This window comes from Streptococcus sanguinis (assembly GCF_019929145.1).
In the GTDB taxonomy this organism is placed as follows: domain Bacteria; phylum Bacillota; class Bacilli; order Lactobacillales; family Streptococcaceae; genus Streptococcus; species Streptococcus sanguinis_U.
In genome coordinates this window covers 663,323-683,705 of sequence record NZ_JAHZOW010000001.1, presented here as the reverse complement: position 1 = coordinate 683,705, position 20,383 = coordinate 663,323, and the positions used below count along the sequence as shown (strand labels likewise).

The 20,383-nt window shown below is 41.1% G+C and carries 15 protein-coding genes and 1 other annotated feature; all 15 genes read left to right on the top strand.

The genetic code is table 11. The annotated features are described in order from the left end of the window. Window positions 1-54 precede the first annotated feature (54 nt). The 15 genes from K1I94_RS03370 to ccdA2 (K1I94_RS03300) all read left to right on the top strand — a co-directional run bounded on the left by K1I94_RS03370 (window position 55) and on the right by ccdA2 (K1I94_RS03300) (window position 20,375). On the top strand, window positions 55-666 hold the full coding sequence (locus tag K1I94_RS03370; protein WP_223314711.1) for a hypothetical protein: 612 nt from the start codon (window positions 55-57) through the stop codon (window positions 664-666). A 90-nt stretch (window positions 667-756) separates the two neighbouring features. Then, window positions 757-892, top strand: a sequence feature (ribosomal protein L10 leader region). Window positions 893-928: 36 nt separating this feature from the next. Then, window positions 929-1,429 carry a 50S ribosomal protein L10 gene (rplJ, locus tag K1I94_RS03365; protein ID WP_002897628.1) on the top strand — a complete coding sequence of 167 codons (501 nt, stop codon included), beginning with the start codon at window positions 929-931 and terminating at the stop codon, window positions 1,427-1,429. Between the two features lie 73 nt (window positions 1,430-1,502). Then, entirely contained in the window at window positions 1,503-1,871 is a 369-nt protein-coding gene (rplL, locus tag K1I94_RS03360) for a 50S ribosomal protein L7/L12 (protein WP_002900419.1), read from the top strand. Between the two features lie 293 nt (window positions 1,872-2,164). Then, window positions 2,165-7,726 carry a ZmpA/ZmpB/ZmpC family metallo-endopeptidase gene (locus tag K1I94_RS03355; protein ID WP_223314401.1) on the top strand — a complete coding sequence of 1,854 codons (5,562 nt, stop codon included), beginning with the start codon at window positions 2,165-2,167 and terminating at the stop codon, window positions 7,724-7,726. 369 nt (window positions 7,727-8,095) lie between these two features. Beyond that, window positions 8,096-9,832 (top strand): ABC transporter ATP-binding protein, encoded by a 1,737-nt coding sequence (locus tag K1I94_RS03350; RefSeq protein WP_223314400.1) that lies wholly within the window; start codon window positions 8,096-8,098, stop codon window positions 9,830-9,832. 13 nt (window positions 9,833-9,845) lie between these two features. Continuing rightward, the gene (locus tag K1I94_RS03345; RefSeq protein ID WP_223314399.1) at window positions 9,846-11,624 is read left to right on the top strand and encodes an ABC transporter ATP-binding protein; all 1,779 of its coding nucleotides are present in this window, start codon (window positions 9,846-9,848) and stop codon (window positions 11,622-11,624) included. 56 nt (window positions 11,625-11,680) lie between these two features. Continuing rightward, a complete protein-coding gene (locus K1I94_RS03340; RefSeq protein WP_002895565.1) occupies window positions 11,681-12,235 on the top strand; it encodes a GNAT family N-acetyltransferase in 555 nt (184 codons plus the stop codon). A gap of 412 nt (window positions 12,236-12,647) precedes the next feature. After that, window positions 12,648-13,976, top strand: a complete 1,329-nt coding sequence (gene brnQ / locus K1I94_RS03335; protein WP_223314398.1) for a branched-chain amino acid transport system II carrier protein — start codon at window positions 12,648-12,650, stop codon at window positions 13,974-13,976. Between the two features lie 157 nt (window positions 13,977-14,133). Beyond that, window positions 14,134-14,844: a thiol-disulfide oxidoreductase-associated membrane protein CcdA2 gene (ccdA2, locus tag K1I94_RS03330; RefSeq protein ID WP_002912377.1), complete on the top strand. Its 711-nt coding sequence runs from the start codon at window positions 14,134-14,136 to the stop codon at window positions 14,842-14,844. 27 nt (window positions 14,845-14,871) lie between these two features. Next, a complete protein-coding gene (locus tag K1I94_RS03325; RefSeq protein WP_002909792.1) occupies window positions 14,872-15,192 on the top strand; it encodes a hypothetical protein in 321 nt (106 codons plus the stop codon). Window positions 15,193-15,262: 70 nt separating this feature from the next. Next, complete coding sequence (locus K1I94_RS03320; RefSeq protein WP_223314397.1) at window positions 15,263-15,826, top strand: redoxin family protein; 564 nt, start codon at window positions 15,263-15,265, stop codon at window positions 15,824-15,826. A gap of 15 nt (window positions 15,827-15,841) precedes the next feature. Further along, window positions 15,842-16,951: a peptide-methionine (R)-S-oxide reductase MsrB gene (gene msrB, locus K1I94_RS03315; protein WP_223314396.1), complete on the top strand. Its 1,110-nt coding sequence runs from the start codon at window positions 15,842-15,844 to the stop codon at window positions 16,949-16,951. A gap of 59 nt (window positions 16,952-17,010) precedes the next feature. After that, window positions 17,011-17,745: a response regulator transcription factor gene (locus K1I94_RS03310; RefSeq protein ID WP_223314395.1), complete on the top strand. Its 735-nt coding sequence runs from the start codon at window positions 17,011-17,013 to the stop codon at window positions 17,743-17,745. After that, window positions 17,742-19,445 carry a cache domain-containing sensor histidine kinase gene (locus tag K1I94_RS03305; protein ID WP_223314394.1) on the top strand — a complete coding sequence of 568 codons (1,704 nt, stop codon included), beginning with the start codon at window positions 17,742-17,744 and terminating at the stop codon, window positions 19,443-19,445. Before K1I94_RS03310 ends, K1I94_RS03305 begins: the two co-directional genes overlap by 4 nt. Before the next feature lie 222 nt (window positions 19,446-19,667). Continuing rightward, a complete protein-coding gene (ccdA2, locus tag K1I94_RS03300) occupies window positions 19,668-20,375 on the top strand; it encodes a thiol-disulfide oxidoreductase-associated membrane protein CcdA2 (RefSeq protein WP_002895555.1) in 708 nt (235 codons plus the stop codon). The last annotated feature ends 8 nt before the right edge of the window (window positions 20,376-20,383 follow it).

Below are 20,383 nucleotides of genomic sequence, written 5' to 3'. Positions count from 1 at the left end.
GCTGGGGGAAGTGGGGAAAGGATTAAGTTTTCGCCGCTAAAAGCTAGAATTTTGATGATGATTAGTCCAGTAATGAGTGCTATCTTCTTTGGTTTTTTTTCGTGCGGTTTTATTTATTATGCATTGGAGTTAGGTATTTCATTTTGGCTAGATTTGATTCGTGAAAATTTTATGTTGATCATTTTCTTTATTTGGTTCCATATGAGTTTAGTCGAATCTATCTATAGAATGATAAAAAATAATCTTCTGTTAAACAGCAATATTCAGGAATTGAGAGATTGTTACCCTGAGCTTGAGGAGGACTGGCAAAATCTTAATGATGCGGACTACTTTGACGAAGATTTGCAAGTTTTGGTTTATGGCAATCATCTCATTTGTTACAGGACATTTGATATTGCCTACCTACCAGAATGTTCTAAGATAGATGCATTTATGAAGGTGTATGTTTTTCGTGTTTCCAGTGGTCATGAGTTGAGACGAGTTCATTTTTCTGCATGGTATCTTGATGGCAGTGAATCTGAACTCCGTACAAATGAGTTGCGAAGTTTTGCCGGAATTAATCAGAAAGCTCGTAAAGATGCCTTATTTGATTATATAAGAGAGAACTTTGATTATATTGAACTCGAAACTTTCGACTTTCGACTAAGGGAAAGAAGTAGATATTAGTCAAGTAAGCGATTTGCAGAAAATAATGACTAAATTTAAAAAGATTGTATAAAAAGCTTGCAATCTTTTTTTTCTTTTGCTATAATTATCAATGGTTTGAAAAAACTGCCTAAGACAGTAGGGGAGCTCGACTCATAAAGATCCTACCGAGGACAAAACGTATCATGTAAAAAGAAGCGTATTGTACTTTCGTGTCTAGGTTTGGGCGCGTTTTTCTTTTGGAAAATTCCCAAGCAAAATAATTACGGAGGTGAAACACTAAATGAGTGAAGCTATTATTGCTAAAAAAGCGGAACTGGTTGACGCAGTTGCTGAGAAAATGAAAGCTGCTGCATCTATCGTCGTTGTTGACGCTCGTGGTTTGACTGTTGAGCAAGATACCGTTCTTCGTCGTGAGCTTCGTGGAAGCGAAGTTGAGTACAAAGTTATCAAAAACTCAATCTTGCGTCGTGCAGCTGAAAAAGCTGGACTTGAAGACTTGGCATCTGTTTTTGTTGGGCCATCTGCAGTTGCATTTTCTAACGAAGATGTTGTTGCTCCAGCGAAAATCTTGAACGACTTTGCTAAGAACGCTGATGCACTTGAAATCAAAGGTGGTGCAATTGAAGGCGCTGTCGCATCAAAAGAAGAGATTCTTGCACTTGCAACTCTTCCAAACCGCGAAGGACTTCTTTCTATGCTCCTTTCTGTACTTCAAGCGCCAGTTCGCAACGTTGCACTTGCTGTCAAAGCAGTTGCAGACAACAAAGAAGACGCAGCTTAATCTTAAGCTACGCAGCGTAGCCTAGCTACGAAAAAAATATTATAAATTTAAAAATTATTTGGAGGAAATAACAATGGCATTGAACATTGAAAACATTATTGCTGAAATTAAAGAAGCTTCAATCCTTGAATTGAACGACCTTGTAAAAGCTATCGAAGAAGAATTTGGTGTAACTGCAGCTGCTCCTGTAGCTGTAGCTGCTGCTGGTGCTGGTGAAGCTGCCGCTGCTAAAGATTCATTCGATATCGAATTGACTGCTGCTGGCGACAAGAAAGTCGGCGTTATCAAAGTTGTACGTGAAATCACTGGTCTTGGCCTGAAAGAAGCTAAAGAACTTGTTGATGGTGCACCAAACGTTATCAAAGAAGGTGTTGCTGCAGCAGAAGCTGAAGAACTTAAAGCTAAATTGGAAGAAGCTGGAGCTTCAGTTACTCTTAAATAATAGAGTTTCCAATCATAGAAATCAACCAAGTCGAAAGACTTGGTTTTTTGTATCCAAAAATCATTTTTATGTTAAAACGCTAACAAAAAATAGGATTGTATGATATAATTTAGACAGATTATTGCGATTTAGGAGATATTATGAATAAGATAAAAGTTATATGAGATTGTTGATTAGGAGATTTTTGTTAGGGGGATTCAGATGAATGGATGCAATGGCTTACTGTTGCTCATTCTCTGGTTAAAGGATAAAGGATTTGTTATTCTTTTTAGAATAATTTGAAAGGGATTTTAATGAAAAAGTTTTTGGGGGAGAAGCAAACTCGGTTTGCTTTTAGGAAATTAGCTGTCGGGCTTGTTTCGGCTGCTATTTCTAGTTTGTTTTTTGTGTCTATCGTTGGGGTTGACTCTGTTCAAGCGCAGGAAAAGTTGAATGTACACTATAAATACGTGACAGATACTGAAATAACTCCGCAAGAAAAGGAGTTGATTGTAAGTGGATTTCCTAAAATGCCTGAAGGCGATGGGGAGACCTACTATCTTGTCTACGGGTTGAACTCAAATACTGGAGCAAAAACCTTACCGAATACAGGCGACAACAATTCCAATACTATGATGACGGCTGGTCTGTTAACGACGATAGGATTGGTTGTTTTTGCTGTGTCAAAAAGAAAGGTTCAAAGCAAGTTCCTATTGACTGTTTTGGTGGGAGCTAGTGTCGGAGGAGGCTTGATACTATCTGTCGATGCGCTGGAAAATGGGATCTTGCTACAGTATAATGCTGAATATCAAGTGTCGGCTGGGGATAGTCTGCCGTCACCAAGTGAAATCTCGGGCTACACCTATGTTGGCTACATAAAAGATGAATCGATTCAGAAATTATTAGACAATAAGATTCTTGATTATCAGCAAAATGCTAATCTAGATAAAGAAGCTTTAAACCAAAATAAGAAGCTAGATTATTCTGTTTCTTTCGATAAGAATGGGCTGAAAAATCAAACTCTTGGAGTTAATACAATTGAGCCTCAAGATGAAGTCTTGTCTGGCCGAGTAGCTAAGCCGGAATTATTATACAAAGAAGATACCGTTGAAACTGAGATAGCATTTGGAGAACAAATACAAGAGAATCCGGATTTAGCTGAAGGTACTGTAAGAGTAAAACAAGAAGGCAAACCAGGCCGTAAAATTGAAGTCGTTCGAATTTTTACAGTAGATAATAAGGAAGTTTCAAGAGAGGTTCTTTCGACTAAAATAGAGGAAGCGATTCCTCAAATAGTGGAGAAAGGCGCTAAAAAGCTTGAAACGCCTAGCGAGAAACCAGTAGCTTCTAACTTGGTTCAACCTGAGCAAGTCGCACCATTACCAGAGTACACAGGCGTCCAATCCGGTGCAATCGTTGAGCCTGAGCAGGTCGCTTCCTTACCTGAGTATACGGGTACATTATCTGGAGCCATCGTTGAGCCTGAACAAATTGAACCGGAGATTGGAGGCATCCAATCCGGGGCAATAGTAGAACCTGCGCAAGTTACTCCATTACCTGAATACACTGGTGTTCAAGCAGGAGCAATAGTAGAACCCGAACAAGTGACACCATTACCAGAATACACAGGAACTCAATCCGGTGCAATAGTCGAATCTGAGCAAATGACGCCTTTACCTGAATACACAGGAACGCAATCCGGTGCAGTAGTAGCACCCGAGCAAGTTACGCCATTGCCTGAATATACAGGCATTCAAGCAGGAGCAATCGTTGAACCTGAACAAGTGGCTTCATTACCTGAATACACAGGAGTCCAAGCAGGAGCAATCGTTGAACCTGAACAAGTATCTTCATTACCTGAATACACAGGAACTCAAGCTGGTGCGGTAGTTGAGCCTGAGCAGGTAGAACCTCCGCAAGAATATACTGGAAACATCGATCCAGCAGCGTCAGAAGCGGAAAATCCTACTGAAAAAGTTCAAGAGCCGAAAGAGCCGAAGCAAGAACCAGAAAAGAATTTCGAGCTAAGAAATGTATCTGATGTAGAGCTGTATAGTCTAACTGATGGAAAATACAAGCAACAAGTTTCTCTGGATGCCATTCCAACCAATCAAGAGAATTATTTTGTGAAAGTGAAATCATCTAAATTTAAAGATGTCTTCTTGCCGATTTCTTCAATAGTCGATAGCACGAAAGATGGTCAGCCGGTTTATAAAATTACAGCAAGTGCTGAAAAATTAAAACAGGATATCAATAATAAGTACGAGGACAATTTTACTTTCTATCTAGCTAAAAAGGCTGAGAGAGAAGTCACAAACTTCACTTCCTTTAGTAACTTAGTTCAAGCTATAAATAATGATCTCGGTGGAACCTATTATTTAGGTGCTAGTTTGAATGCCAACGAGGTCGAACTAGAAAATGGAGCTAGCAGTTATATAAATGGCAGATTTACTGGTAAATTATTCGGCAGCAAAGACGGAAAAAATTATGCTATTTATAATTTAAAGAAGCCTTTATTTGATACTTTAAGCGCTGCTACTGTAGAAAATCTGGCTCTTAAAGATGTAAATATCTCAGGGAAAACTGATATTGGTGCCCTTGCAAATGAAGCGAATAATGCAACAAGGATTAACAATGTCCATGTAGAGGGTGTTCTGGCTGGCGAACGTGGCATTGGTGGCTTGGTGTGGAAGGCTGATAATTCTAAGATTACGAACAGTAGTTTCAAGGGAAGAATTGTCAACTCCTATGAAACGAGGGCGCCATACAATATCGGTGGATTAGTTGGTCAACTGACTGGCATCAACGCAGTAGTTGATAAGTCAAAAGCTACAATTACCATCTCATCCAATGCGGATAGTACAAACCAAACTGTCGGCGGCCTTGCAGGTCTTGTCGAGAAGAATGCGCTTATCAGCAATAGTTATGCCGAGGGCAACATTAATAATGTGAAACGCTTTGGAAGCGTTGCTGGTGTGGCTGGCTATTTGTGGGATAGAGACTCTAACGAAGAGAGACATGCTGGAAGATTGCATAACGTTCTTAGCGATGTCAACGTTATGAACGGGAATGCGATTAGTGGTTATCACTATCGAGGAATGAGAATAACTGACTCATATAGTAACAAAGATAACAGAGTCTACAAAGTGACTCTTGAAAAGGATGAGGTTGTCACAAAGGAATCGCTCGAAGAGAGAGGAACAATCCTCAATGCTTCTCAAATCGCAAGTAAGAAATCTGAAATTAACTCTCTTTCTGTACCGACAGTCGAAACCTTGCTAACTAGCACTAATAAAGAAAGTGATTTTTCTAAGGTTAAAGACTATCAAGCCAGTCGAGCTTTAGCATATAAGAATATCGAAAAATTACTGCCGTTTTATAATAAGGCAACCATTGTCAAATACGGTAATCTGGTAAAAGAAGATAGCGCTTTGTTTGAAAAAGAAATCTTATCTGCAGTCATGATGAAGGATAATGAAGTGATTACAGATATTGCTTCGCATAAAGAAACGGCTAATAAGCTCTTGATTCATTATAAAGATCATTCATCTGAAAAGCTAGATCTCACCTACCAATCTGAATTTAGTAAGTTAGCAGAATACCGTGTGGGCGATACAGGTCTCATCTATACGCCAAATCAACTCTTGCATAGTAATAGTTCGATCATCAATGAAGTTTTGCCTGATTTGAAAGCAGTCGATTATCAGTCAGAGTCTATCAGAAACACCCTAGGTATTTCTTCAGGCGTTTCACTGACGGAATTATACTTAGAAGAGCAGTTTGCAAAAACCAAGGAAAATCTAGCAAATACACTGGAAAAACTTTTGTCTGCAGATGCAGTCATTGCCAGCGAAAATCAAACGATTAATGGTTATGTCGTTGATAAAATCAAACGTAACAAGGAAGCCTTGCTTCTAGGTTTGACCTATTTAGAGCGCTGGTACAACTTTAACTATGGTGACGTGAATATCAAAGACTTAGTCATGTACCACATGGATTTCTTTGGTAAGGGCAACGTATCACCGCTAGACACGATCATTGAATTAGGTAAGTCTGGCTTTAACAATCTTCTGGCCAAGAACAACGTAGATGCTTATAGTATCAGCCTTGCAAACAATAATGCAACAAAAGATTTGTTCAGCACGCTTGCCAATTACCGAGAGGTATTTTTACCAAACAAAACAAATAATCAATGGTTTAAAGAGCAAACCAAGGCTTATATCGTTGAAGAAAAATCAGCTATTGATGAGGTGAGGGTCAAACAAGAGCAGGCTGGCAGCAAATACTCTATCGGGGTTTATGATCGAATTACCAGCGACACTTGGAAATACCGAAATATGGTCTTGCCATTGCTGACAATGCCTGAAAGATCAGTCTTTGTCATCTCGACTATATCCAGTCTTGGTTTTGGTGCCTATGACAGATATAGAAATAATGAGCACAGAGCAGGAGCAGAACTCAATAAGTTTGTTGAGGATAATGCTAAGGAAACCGCAAAACGTCAACGCGACCATTATGATTATTGGTATAGAATATTAGACGAGCAGGAGCGTGAAAAGCTCTATCGAAATATCTTGGTCTATGATGCCTATAAGTTTGGAGATGATACTACTGTTGGCAAGGCTACAGCGGAGGCACAATTTGACAGTTCAAATTCAGCTATGAAGTATTTCTTTGGGCCGGTTGGAAACAAGGTCGTACACAATAAGCACGGAGCTTATGCTACTGGGGACGGCGTTTACTACATGGGCTATCGGATGCTGGACAAGGACGGAGCAATTACCTATACCCATGAAATGACGCATGATTCTGATAATGAGATCTATTTAGGCGGATATGGAAGAAGAAGCGGACTTGGTCCAGAATTCTTTGCCAAGGGCTTGTTGCAAGCACCGGATCATCCAGATGATGCGACAATCACGGTCAACTCAATTCTCAAATATGACAAGAATGATGCGACTGAAAAATCTCGTTTGCAAGTCTTGGATCCAACTAAACGTTTCCAAAACGCGGATGATCTGAAAAACTATGTTCATAACATGTTTGATGTCATTTATATGTTGGAGTACCTAGAAGGGATGTCAATCGTGAACCGTCTGTCCGATGTGCAGAAAGTGAACGCGCTGAGAAAAGTTGAGAATAAATATGCCCGAGATGCTGATGGAAATGATGTTTACGCAACGAATGTGATAAAAAATATTACAATGGCGGATGCGCAAAAATTAAACTCATTCGACAGTCTCATTGAAAATGATATTCTTTCAGCGCGTGAGTACAAAAATGGTGATGTAGAAAGAAATGGCTACCATACGATTAAACTCTTCTCTCCGATTTATTCGGCTTTAAGCAGTGAAAAAGGAACGCCTGGTGATCTTATGGGACGGCGTATGGCTTATGAACTTCTGGCAGCCAAAGGCTTCAAAGATGGTATGGTCCCTTATATCTCTAATCAGTATGAAGATGATGCTAAGCAAAACGGGAAAATAATTAGTATCTATGGTAAAACCAGAGGTCTGGTAACAGATGACTTGGTTTTACGCAAGGTCTTCAACGGTCAATTTAATAGTTGGACTGAGTTTAAGAAGGCTATGTATGAAGAACGTAAAAACAAGTTCGACAGCCTGAACAAGGTCACATTTGATGATACAAGACAACCATGGACAAGTTATGCTACTAAGACTATAAGTACTGTAGAAGAGTTGCAAACCTTGATGGATGAAGCAGTTCTCAAAGATGCCAATGATAATTGGTATTCTTGGAGCGGCTATAAACCAGAATATAACAGTGCTGTCCACAAGCTTAAAAAAGCAGTCTTCAAAGCTTACCTCGATCAAACCAATGATTTCAGAAAATCAATCTTCGAAAACCAGAAGTGATTGGTTTGAGTATGTCAAATGGACTGCAAAGTTGCAAGTCTGACAAGTTGGGAGAAGAGATTTGATTTTTCTTAGAGTCCAGCTTTCTTACAGATAAAAAATGACGAACCTAGTGAAAACTAGGTTTGTTTTTCTATATAAGTCATGCAATTAAAACTGTAGGTAGTTTGCTTTCGGGTAATTTGCTGCTGACAGTCATTTATGAGGCTGGTAATAAGCAGAAAAAAGTCTGAGATGACCTTTACGCTCTTTCATATTTTTGATATAATATTTGTATTAAGGCGTGCATTTGCGCGCTCTTTTCTGTGTTTTAAAGGTACTGAGTACTTTAGAGTGAGTTATTTTTGAATAGATGGTGAAGGAGGAGTTATGTTATACATTTGGTCTTATTTGAAGAGATATCCTAAGTGGCTAGTCTTGGACTTTGTTGCGGCAATCTTTTTTGTGATTGTTAATCTGGGGTTGCCAACGGTGCTGGCTCGGATGATTGATGAGGGAATCAATCCTAAGCAGACAGACCGGCTCTTTTTCTGGGCTTGGGTGATGTTTGGCGTTATTATCTTAGGAGTTCTGGGACGAATCGTTCTGGCTTATGCGGCTGGGAAGGTAACGACGACCATGGTGCAGGACATGCGCAATGATCTCTATGCTAAGCTGCAAGAGTATTCTCATCATGAGTATGAGCAAATCGGTGTGTCTTCATTGGTCACGCGCTTGACTTCGGATGCTTTTGTGCTTATGCAGTTTGCAGAGCAAACCCTGAAAATGGGTGTCATTACTCCCATGATGATGCTGTCCAGTATTCTAATGATTTTTCTGACCAGCCCATCTCTAGCCTGGATTGTAGCTGTTTCAGTACCTTTCTTGGCTGTCGTGGTTATTTATGTGGCGGTTAAAACCAAGCCCTTGTCTGAAAAGCAGCAGAAGACCCTTGATAAAATTAATCAGTACGTGAGGGAAAATCTGACCGGTCTGCGTGTTATACGAGCTTTTGCAAGAGAGGAATTTCAAGAGAAGAGTTTTGCTGACGAAAATGAGGTCTATGCGCAAAACTCCAATAAGCTCTTTAAGCTGACTGGTCTGACAGAGCCACTCTTTGTGCAGATTATTATTGCGATGATTGTGGCCATTGTCTGGTTTGCCCTAGACCCTTTGCGGGACGGCAGTCTTGAAATCGGAAATCTCGTTGCCTTTATCGAATACAGCTTTCACGCCTTGCTGTCCTTCCTCTTCTTGGCTAATCTCTTTACTATGTATCCGCGGACTGCGGTATCGAGCCAGCGGCTTAAGGAAGTCATGGATATGCCCATCTCAATCAATCCTAACGAAGATGGTGTAACCGAGACAGAGACACAGGGTTATCTGGAGTTCGACAATGTAACCTTCGCTTATCCGGGTGAGACGGAGAGTCCTGTACTGCATAATATTTCCTTCAAGGCTAAGCCGGGTGAGACTATTGCCTTTATCGGTTCAACTGGTTCTGGTAAGTCTACACTGGTGCAGCTGATTCCGCGCTTTTACGACGTAACACTAGGTAAGATTTTAGTGGACGGTGTGGACGTCCGTGAATACAATCTGAAGGCACTGCGTCAGAAGATTGGCTTTATTCCGCAGAAGGCTCTGCTATTTACCGGAACCATCGCAGCGAACCTACGTTACGGAAAGGAAGAAGCTAGTCAGGAAGAGCTTAGTCAGGCGGCTGATGTTGCTCAAGCCAAGGACTTTATCGAGAGCCGGGAAGAGCGTTTTGAGACTCATCTGGCTGAGGGAGGCAGCAATCTATCCGGTGGACAGAAGCAGCGGCTCTCTATCGCCCGCGCGGTGGTCAAAAAGCCGGAAATTTATATCTTCGACGACTCTTTTTCTGCCCTGGATTATAAGACGGATGCGGTGCTGCGTCGTCGTCTCAAGGAAGTGACAGGTCAAGCAACGGTGCTGATTGTGGCCCAACGGGTGGGAACTATCATGGATGCTGACCAGATTATCGTCTTGGATCAGGGCGAAATCGTCGGACGCGGGAAGCATGAAGAGCTGATGGAAACTAATGATATCTATCGTGAAATTGCGGATTCGCAGCTGAAGAATCAAGCTTTGACAGAGGAATAGAAAGGAGACTGACATGAAAAACACATCAAGTTTTGCTCGTCTATGGAGCTACCTAAAAGTTTATAAATTTGCAGTCGCCTTTGCCATCTTCCTCAAAATCCTCAGCGTCGTTATGAGCGTCGTCGAGCCCTTTGTATTAGGCTTAGCCATTACAGAGTTGACAAATAATCTGCTGGATATGGCTAAAGGTGTGGCTGGCGCCCAGATTAATGTGTCCTATGTTGGCTGGGTCATGGTCTTGTATTTTGTGCGGGCGATTATTTATGAAATCGGTTCTTACTATTCTAATTACTTTATGACCAATGCAGTGCAGGCTACCATTCGTGACTTGCGCAATGAACTTAGCCATAAGATTAATCGCATCCCCGTTTCTTACTTTGACAAGCATCAATTTGGTGACTTGCTGGGGCGTTTTACCAGCGATGTCGAAGCTGTTTCAAATGCCTTGCAGCAGTCCTTTCTGCAGGTTATCAATGCAGTCTTCACTCTGATCTTGGTTATCGTCATGGTATTGGTGCTTAATCTGCAGTTGGGTATAATTGTGGTAATCTCGATTCCGATTACCTACCTTAGTGCCCGCTTTATCGTGAAGAAATCGCAACCTTACTTTAAACAGCAGGCAGATGTACTGGGGGCTATGAATGGCTTTGTTCAGGAAAATTTGACAGGCTTTAATATTTTGAAGCTCTATGTCAGAGAAGAAAGCTCGCAGGAGGATTTTCGACAAATTACGCAAAAACTGCAGAAAGTAGGTTTTAAAGCTAGCTTTATTTCTGGTTTGATGATGCCTGTTTTGAATGTTATTTCAGATCTGACCTACCTCTTGTTAGCTCTGCTGGGCGGTCTTCAGGTTATTGCAGGGCGCTTGACAGTCGGGAATATGCAGGCTTTTGTTCAATATGTCTGGCAGATTAACCAGCCTATTCAAAACCTGACTCAGCTGGCAGGTCAGCTTCAGAGTGCCAAGTCTTCTTTGGATCGAATTTTCCAAGTGCTGGACGAAGCGGACGAAGTCAATGATGAGACAGAAAAGCTGGATCAAGATCTGACAGGTCAGGTTAGCTTCAAGGATGTGGACTTCCAGTATGTAGCAGACAAGCCGCTCATTCGGAATTTCAATCTGGAGGTCAAACCTGGAGAAATGGTTGCCATTGTAGGTCCGACTGGTGCTGGTAAGACCACGCTGATTAATCTTCTTATGCGTTTCTACGATGTGACCAAAGGCGCGATTACAGTGGATGGGCATGATATACGACATCTGTCCCGTCAGGACTACCGTAAACAGTTCGGTATGGTGCTGCAGGATGCCTGGCTTTACGAAGGGACTATCAAGGAAAACCTTCGTTTTGGCAATCTGCAAGCCACTGATGAAGAAATTGTAGAGGCGGCCAAGGCAGCTAATGTGGACCATTTTATCCGGACCTTGCCAGGCGGCTACAACATGGAAATGAACCAAGAATCCAGCAATATCTCGCTGGGGCAGAAGCAGTTGCTTACGATTGCGAGGGCTCTTTTGGCCAATCCTAAGATTTTGATTTTGGATGAGGCGACCTCATCTGTCGATACACGACTGGAGCTCTTGATTCAGAAGGCTATGAAAACACTCATGCAGGGTCGGACCAGTTTTGTCATTGCTCACCGACTGTCGACCATTCAAGAAGCAGATAAGATTTTGGTACTCAAGGATGGTCAGATTATCGAGCAAGGCAATCACAAGAGTCTCTTGGCTGATAAAGGATTTTATTATGACCTCTATCAGAGCCAATTTTCTAAAAAAGCGGAAGAAGTTTGATAATGCTTGCTAATTTTTTTGACAACTGCTAGAATATTAAGCAAAGTGAGGTAGCGATGTCTTTAACTAGTCAAATTATTACAGCAGAATTTCCCGATTTGGATAAGGTAGAAGCTCTTAATCGAGAAGCCTTTCCTGAAGAAGAGAGGGTTCCTATTAATGAATTTCTCCGCTATACCAATGATGAACGGTCTCATTTCTTTGCCTTCTACAATGAGGAAGAATTTGTTGGTTTTGCTTTTGCAGTTTATAACGAAAAAATGTTCTATGTCAGCTTCTTTGCGATTATGCCGCACCTTCGCAGCCATGGCTATGGGGGAGAAATCATTCATAAACTGACAGAGTTTTATCAAAAAACTATGGTTCTAGAGGTGGAACGTGTCGATGAAGAATGTGACAATTTAGAGCAACGTCAAGCACGTATGGACTTCTATAAGCGTAATGGCTTTCGAACGACCAATGCCTTTCTGGAATATGAAGGGTTAAGCTTTGAAATCTTGTATTTGGGACATCATTTTGATGAGGAAGCTTATCGAGATATTTTCCATATGCTGCAAGAGAAGAACTTCTTTGAATTCGAAATTAAGTACAGAAGATTTAGCGATGTGTAAAGATTGCTAAATGTTTTATAGCCATTTTTAAAAGGTTGAGATAGGATGTCTCAACCTTTTTACTATGAAAAATCTCTTTTATTTTGTTTTGGATCTGGAAGGACAATATTGTATTTTTCTCGCATTCAGAAACAGTAGAGCATGTCTGTTTAAAGAAAGTAAACCATCAAAAAAGATAGAGATAGGTTGGTAAATTATACGATCTAAAACAAACTTATTTATATCACTTTAAAATAAGCCTTAAATCTGTGGATAAGTCAGGAATTTGCTAAAACCTATTGATATATGATTTGATTTAAATCATATTTTCTCTTTTGATTCGAATCAATATTATGAAAAAGTTAAAAATCTTGCGGAGGTGGCTATTTACGTATATAATGATAAAGCATGAAAAAATTTAAAGGAGATTCCCGTGATTAAAAAAGGTGCCTTGACAGGTTTGCTCTTATTTGGAATATTTTTTGGTGCTGGGAACTTGATTTTCCCACCTTCGCTTGGAACATTATCTGGTCAGCATTTTTGGCCGGCTATTGCAGGATTTGTCCTGTCAGGGGTTGGGCTTGCAGTTTTGACTTTGATTATTGGAACACTCAATCCTAAGGGCTATATCCACGAGATTTCTCAGAAGCTTGCGCCTTGGTTTGCTATTGTCTATCTTGTAGCCTTGTATCTGTCAATAGGGCCCTTCTTTGCTATCCCGCGGACAGCGACGGTAGCCTATGAAGTTGGTACCGCTCCTATGTTGTCTAAAAATATGACCGGTATCGGATTGATTGTTTTCACGACACTTTACTTTGCGGCTGCTTACCTGATTTCTTTGAATCCATCTAAGATTTTGGATCGGATTGGACGTATTCTGACGCCAGTCTTTGCAGTTTTGATCATCATCTTAGTCATTCTAGGAGCTTTGAAATACGGAACAACGACACCTCAGCAGGCTTCAGAAACTTATGTTGCGTCAGCTTTTGGGCAAGGGTTCTTGGAAGGTTATAATACTTTGGACGCCTTGGCTTCAGTGGCTTTCAGCGTCATTGCAGTAACAACTCTAAATCAGCTAGGCCTCAAGAATAAAAAGGAATATGTTTCAACCATCTGGGTTGTTGGTTTGATGGTAGCCTTGGGTTTTAGCGCCATGTATATCGGTTTGGCTTTTCTGGGTAATCATTTCCCAGTTCCAGCCGAGATTATTGCCAAAGGCAATTCTGGCGTTTATGTCCTTTCACAGGCGACACAGGTTATCTTTGGACCTACAGCACAGATTTTCCTTGCAGCTATGGTAACTGTGACTTGCTTTACGACAACAGCTGGACTTATTGTATCGACTGGGGAATTCTTCCATAAAACTTTTCCTAAGCTATCTTACAAAGTGTACGCAACAGTCTTTACTTTGATTGGTTTTGCGATTGCTAATCTTGGCCTCAATGCTATCATTCAATATTCCGGTCCGGTTCTGCAAATTCTCTATCCAATTACCATTGTTATCGTGCTGATTGTCATTGTCAATAAATTCTTGCCACTGTCCAAAGTCGGTATGCAATTGACTGTGGCAGCAGTGACTCTGATTTCCTTTGCTGGTGTTCTTGGGGAGCAATTCCATATTACAAAGGTAAGTGATATGGTAAATGCCCTTCCGTTTGCTCAGGCTTCTTTGCCTTGGTTAGTGCCAGCTCTAGTTGGAATCCTACTTTCTCTCTTTTTGCCCAACAAGCAGAAGAGTGAGCGTTTTGAGATGGAGAGCTAATAGATAACATCCGCCACAATGTGGTGGATGTTTTTGCCCAATCCAGAAATCTCAAGCAATATAACATCAAATTCAAGTTTTTTCAAATCTATCTCCCTATTTTTAGGGAGATTTTTATTTTATACTAGAGTCAGAAATTGATAGAGAGGTTTTTGAAATGGCAACAAGTTTTTTGTTCTTTATTTCTGTTTTTCTGGCGGGGATTCTATCTTTTTTCTCGCCCTGTATTTTACCACTTATGCCAGTCTATGTGGGGATTTTGCTGGATTCGGATCAGCCGAAAACGGTTCGGTTTATGGGAAAAGATATTTCCTGGTATGGTCTAGCTAAGACGCTCTGCTTTATAGCTGGCTTATCAACTGTATTCTTGGTTTTAGGCTACGGAGCTGGCGCTCTAGGTCAAGTCCTCTATGCCCCTTGGTTTCGCTACGTTCTGGGCGGGATTGTCATTCTACTGGGAATCCACCAGATGGGGATCATTAATATCCAGCAGCTGCAAAAGCAAAAGAGCATCCAACTTAAAAAGAATAGTAAAAGAAGTGATTTTCTTAACGCTTTTCTCTTGGGTATCACCTTTAGCTTTGGTTGGACGCCCTGTGTGGGACCTGTTCTGAGCTCTGTCTTAGCAATTGCAGCTTCTGGAGGTAACGGCGCTCTTCAGGGAGGCTTGCTTATGTTGGTTTATACACTTGGATTAGCGCTTCCATTTCTAGCAATGGCTTTAGCTTCCGGCTGGGTAGTACAGCGCTTTGCAAAACTCAAACCTTATATGGGAACGCTTAAGAAAATCGGCGGTGCACTCATCATTCTCATGGGAATTTTGCTAATGCTTGGAAATCTAAACGTTTTAGCATCATTATTTGGATAAAAATTATATAATTAAAGGAGACACATCATGAAAAAAATCACTACACTTACAATCGCTGCACTTAGTATCTTTGTCCTAGCTGCCTGCTCTAATCAAAAATCCGATTCTGATATGAAGAAAATGGATGACAGCAGCATGATGAAGAAGGATGATATGAAAAAAGACGACATGAAGAAAGAGGATATGAAAGACTCTAGCATGTCTGATGATAAAATGAAAAAGGATGATATGAAGGACTCTTCTATGATGTCCGACAGCAAGTCTGATATGAAAGATGATATGAAATCAAGCGATTCAAGCATGAAGGATGACATGAAAGATTCATCCGAAATGTCATCTGACAAATAAGAATTCCACCATAAGAAAGAAAGTCGTCAGTTTTGCCGGCTTTCTCCTTATTTTGAAAGGAAAGAAAACGATGAAGAAGTTATCGATATTGACTGTCAGTCTGCTTTGTGTCGGCTTTTTGGGAGCCTGTTCAAATCAGAAAATGAACTCGGAAGTTTCTAAAAGTGATAAAAGCAATATGCAAACAAAAGCGGATTCTGGGCAATCTACCAAGATGGCAAAAGACTTTAGCCTGCAAGGTGTGGACGGCAAGACCTACAAACTGTCTGATTTTAAAGGCAAGAAAGTATATTTAAAGTTTTGGGCTTCTTGGTGCTCTATCTGTCTATCCACACTTGGAGATACCAATGATTTGGCTAAGGAGCAGTCAGGAAAAGATTATGTTGTCCTGTCGGTGGTGTCTCCGACTTTTAATGGAGAAAAGTCTGCTGATGATTTCAAGGAATGGTACAAGTCTTTGGATTACAAAGACTTCCCGGTTCTCATGGATACTAAGGGAGAATTGCTGAAAGAATACGGGATTCGCTCTTATCCATCTGCACTTTTCGTAGGCAGCGACGGTTCTCTTGCCAAGACGCATATTGGCTACATGAGCAAGGAAGATATTGAGAAAACACTAAAAGAAATCAAGTAAAAAGGAGCAATAAACATGGAAGGAAAATGGAAGATTCTTCTGGTTCTGCTTGGCTTGTTTGTCTGCTTTGGACTGGTCTATGTGATTGCAGGGAATGGTAAGCAATCTTCTCCTGAGCAAATTAAGAAAGCCTCTATGAGCAAGACAGAAGCTGTATCCCAACAAAAGCAAGAAGATGTCAAGGAAGAAGATAAGCGGGAGATTTATCTGGCTGGCGGCTGTTTCTGGGGAGTGGAAGAGTACTTTTCTCGCGTGCCAGGTGTCATTGATGCTGAGTCCGGCTATGCAAATGGTAAGGGCGACACGACCAAGTATGAATTGGTCTCTCAAACTGGTCACGCAGAGACTGTTCACATTACTTACAATGCCAAGAAAATTTCGCTAAAAGAAATTCTGCTTCATTATTTCCGCATCATTGATCCAACTTCTAAAAATAAACAAGGTAATGATCAAGGTACCCAGTATCGGACAGGCGTCTACTATACGGACGAAGCTGATCTTGATACCATTAACCAAGTCTTTGATGAGGTTGCTAAGAAATATGATAAGCCTTTAGCTGTCGAAAAAGAACCTCTGAAAAACTTTATCAAAGCAGAAGATTACCATCAGGATTACCTAAAAAAGAATCCTAATGGATATTGCCATATCGATGTCAATCAAGCTGCTTACCCTGTTATTGAAGCTAGTCGCTATCCTAAGCCTAGCGATGAAGAGATTAAGGCTAAGCTTTCGCCAGAAGAATACGCAGTTACACAAAAGAATGACACAGAGCAGGCTTTTTCTAACCGCTATTGGGATAAGTTTGATGCTGGTATCTATGTGGATGTGGTGACAGGAGAGCCTCTCTTTTCATCAAAGGATAAGTTTGACTCAGGCTGCGGTTGGCCTAGTTTCACACGTCCTATCAGTCCAGATGTTGCGACTTACAAGGAAGACAAGAGTTTCAATATGACTCGAACGGAAGTTCGCAGTCGAGTTGGAAATTCCCATCTGGGCCATGTTTTCACTGACGGTCCTAAGGACAAGGGTGGCTTGCGCTATTGCATCAATAGTCTGTCAATCAAGTTCATTCCAAAAGCTGAAATGGAGGAGAAGGGCTACGGTTATCTTTTGGATTATGTTTAAGAGCATTTTGATTGAAAATTTGCTATAATAAATCCAGTATAAATAAGGAGTTGAATCTTGTGTATTCAATTATGATTGTAGAGGATGAGTATCTGGTAAGACAGGGGATTGCGTCCTTGGTAGACTATGAACAGTTTGGCATGCAAGTTATTGCCCAGGCTGAAAATGGAAGAGAAGCTTGGCAGAAATTTCAGGAAAATCCTGCTGACATCCTGCTAACCGATATCAATATGCCACAGATGAACGGCCTCGAACTGGCCAAGCTAGTCAGAGATCAGGTTCCTACTTGCCATATCGTTTTTCTGACTGGATATGATGATTTTGACTATGCTCGGACGGCCATTAAGCTAGGTGCAGATGACTATCTGCTAAAGCCATTTTCCAAGGATGATGTTGAGGAAATGTTGGCCAAGCTGCGGACCAAGCTCGATAAAGAACGTAAAAAAGCACAGATTCAAAACTTGGTCGATCAAGGGCAACGCTCTGAGTTGGAAGAGGCTATTCACGCGCGTCTAGCAGATTCAGAATTAAGTCTGAAAAGTTTGGCTTTCCAATTGGGGTTTAGTCCGTCCTATCTTAGCGTTCTTATCAAAAAAGAATTAGGTCAGCCCTTTCAGGATTATTTGATACAAGAGCGGATGAAAAAAGCCAAACTCTTACTCTTAACTACAGATTTGAAGATTTATGAAATAGCAGAGCAGGTAGGTTTTGAAGATATGAACTATTTTTCTCAGCGCTTCAAGCAGGTGGTCGGGCTGACACCTCGGCAGTTTAAAAAAGGAGAGGAGAAATGAAACGATATCCGCTTCTTATCCAGTTGATTGTCTATATTTTTCTGCTGGTTCTTTTCCTCTTGGGATTTGTTGGGAGTCTTTACTATCAGACTAGCTCGGGGACTATTCGGCAGCTGACAGAAAGTACAACACGTAATAGCATGGAGCAAAGCAGTCAGTTTATTGCTTCCTATTTGCAAAAATTAAAGCAAACCACCTCTACACTGAGTAAGGAAGAAACGATTCGTAAGTTTGCTCAGAATCAAGAAAGCAGCGAAACGTCAGTGCAAGCTTTGATGAAAACCATCATTGAGACTGATCCAGATTTGGTGTCGGCAGTATTGGTTACCAAGGATGGGCGCGTGGTCTCGACAGATTCTCAAATCAGTATGCAGACTTCCTCTGATATGATGAATGAAAAATGGTATCAGGAAGCTGTTCATACCAAAGCCATGCCTGTCTTGACCCCTGCTCGCAAGGAATCTCTATCATCAGAGAAGGAGAAGTGGGTTATTTCAGTCACTCAGGAAGTAGTGGATGAAGCAGGGCAGAATCTCGGTGTTTTACGTCTGGATATCGGCTATAAGAGTCTCAAAGCCTATCTGGATCGGCTTCAGCTAGGGAAGAAGGGTTTTAGCTTTATTGTCAACAGCCAGCATGAATTTGTCTATCATCCTAAGAAGAGTGTTTATTCCTCTAGTCAGGAAATGAAAGCTATGCAGCCCTATATCTCGGTCAAGGATGGTTATGCAGACCAGAAGCAGGCTTTTGTCTACCAGATTGATATCGCAGACAGCGACTGGACTTTAATTGGCGTCGCCTCATTAGAGCAATTACAGATGCTTCAGTCACAGATGCTTTATTCATTTGTGGGAATGGGCGTTTTAGCACTCCTGCTGTGCTTGACTGGTATTTGGTTTGTTCTGCGTTTGTGGATTAAGCCTCTTCAGAATCTGCAGGCTGTCATTCTGAAGATTGGGGCAGGTGACTCAAATCTGCGAGCGGAAGCTAAAGGTTCTCCAGAGTTGGTTGACTTGGCTCAGCAGTTCAATAAAATGCTGGACCAAATTGAGCAGCTGATGGAAGCTGTCAAGACTGAAGAACAAAATGTTCGTCGCTATGAGCTCCGAGCTCTCTCAGCTCAAATCAACCCCCATTTCCTTTATAATACCTTAGATACGATTGTCTGGATGGCTGAGTTTAATGACAGCAAGCGTGTTGTTGAGGTAACAAAGTCACTTGCTCAGTATTTCCGCTTGGCGCTCAATCAAGGACATGAACAGATTTCTCTCAAAGATGAGATTGACCACGTTCGTCAGTATCTTTTTATCCAGAAGCAGCGCTATGGCGACAAGCTCCAATATGAGATTGAAGAGGATGAATCTATAGCTGATTATAAATTGCCCAAGCTGGTACTTCAGCCTTTGGTTGAAAATGCCATCTACCACGGAATCAAGGAAATTGACCGACAAGGCATGATTCGGGTGACATCGGCAGCAGAAGATGGGCGGCTGATACTGTCTATCTCTGATAACGGCCGAGGCTTTGATGTCAACGCCTCTATGGATGCGACTCTCCTTCGATTAGGTGGGGTTGGTCTGAAAAATGTCGATCAACGCTTAAGATTGCAGTTCGGAGACGACTACCATATGGAAATCGATTCTGAACCAGATAAATTCACCAAGATTAGTTTTTATTTACCGCTAGTTACAGATGATTAAATTTATTAAGTTTTAAAATATTTAAGCCGGTAGAATTTTCTCCGGCTTTTTACTGTTTGAAAAAACTGTACTGGTTTTGCTTTTCATCAAGCGAAATTTTCTCTTTTCCTAGTCTCATGAATTTGCAAGAAAATTACCGTAGCGGATTTGTGAAAAATCTATAAGATTCATTTATAATGATAAATGAATGTATATTCTAGGTAAGGAGTTAGAGGAGAGTAAATGGAGTCGCCTTTATTTTTTGTTTCAGTTTTTTTAGCAGGTATTTTATCTTTCTTTTCCCCTTGTATTTTCCCATTATTGCCGGTTTATATTGGTATTTTGCTGGATGACAAGGAGGTCAAGACCCTGAAAGTATTCGGACGGGAGCTTGCTTGGCAAGGTATGGTTAGGACACTCTTTTTCATTGCAGGTATCTCAACAGTCTTCTTTTTGCTAGGCTTTGGAGCCGGATTTTTAGGAACGATTATTTACAGTCCGACCTTTCGTTATGTGATGGGTGGCCTCATCATTCTGCTGGGTCTGCATCAGATGGAGCTTATTAACATTCGCCAATTACAGATTCAAAAGAGTTTGACTTTCAAAAAGAACGGTCAGAAACATCATTTTTGGTCTGCTTTCTTACTAGGGATTACCTTTAGCTTTGGTTGGACTCCTTGCATTGGACCAATCCTCAGCTCAGTTTTAGCCTTAGCAGCTTCAGGTGGGAATGGTGCATTTCAGGGAGCAATTTTGACCTTGATTTACACCTTAGGAATGGCCCTACCTTTCCTAATCTTAGCTTTGGCGTCTAGCTTTGTTATGCAGTATTTTAATAAAATCAAGCCTTATATGGGCCTGATGAAGAAAATCGGCGGAGCCCTAATTATTCTGATGGGAATTCTGCTGATGCTAGGACAGCTCAACGCCCTGTCTGGACTTTTTGGATAAAAAGGAGA